Raw genomic sequence first — 636 nt, 5'->3', positions numbered from 1 at the left:
CACCCGAGGTCTTCCGGGACCCGCCGTTCGACGGCCTCGACGATCGCCCGATGGCCGACGGCAGTGGCCCTGCGCAGGACGGTTTCGAAGCGCTGGAGGAACTCGACCAGGTCGTCGTTCGACAGGCCGGTCAGGTCGTCCTCGAGCAGGCCGTCCACCGCGGCGTCGAGGGCGGCCAGCCGCGTCCCGACGACCTCCCCTTCGACGCTGTTCGAAAGCATGTTCGAACTATAGCGAGACCCACCGACATCTCGGGATCAGTCGTCCGGGCTGTGCAGTCGCACCGTTCCGCCGTCGAGGTCGACGCCCAGCGGATCGGCACCGGTGCCCTGGTTGTGCCGCGAGGTGCGCTGCCGCTGCTGTTCCTCGGCGACGTGGCGGTACGACGGTGACAACAGAGTCTGAATCTCGCCGAACGCTCCCATGACCGCCCCGCCGTTCACCGGCGGCTTGCGTTTGCGCCAGTAGATCCAGCCGCGACGCTCGGCGAACAGGGCGGCGCGGTCCAGAATCACGCCGGCCAGGACGACGATTGCGAGCCAGACAACTGCGGACATGCGGCCTCCGGATGCCGTTCTCCGTTCGGGGCGATCGGGGTATGAGATCGGAGAGTACCGCTCAGGGGCGCATACCCGC

General features: G+C 68.2%; 1 protein-coding gene and 1 pseudogene. Both read right to left on the bottom strand.

What is annotated here, in order from left to right; translation table 11 throughout:
* Positions 1-221, bottom strand: a pseudogene (locus tag I0Q12_RS15010) (HNH endonuclease); the annotation flags it as partial.
* A gap of 36 nt (positions 222-257) precedes the next feature.
* Positions 258-557 carry a DUF6191 domain-containing protein gene (locus I0Q12_RS15005; protein ID WP_197252664.1) on the bottom strand — a complete coding sequence of 100 codons (300 nt, stop codon included), beginning with the start codon at positions 555-557 and terminating at the stop codon, positions 258-260.
* Positions 558-636: the final 79 nt, after the last annotated feature.

Source organism: Rhodococcus sp. CX, assembly GCF_015865005.1.
GTDB lineage: Bacteria > Actinomycetota > Actinomycetes > Mycobacteriales > Mycobacteriaceae > Rhodococcus.
The sequence above is the reverse complement of the archived record's forward strand: the minus strand, read 5'-3'. Positions and strand labels throughout refer to the sequence as shown.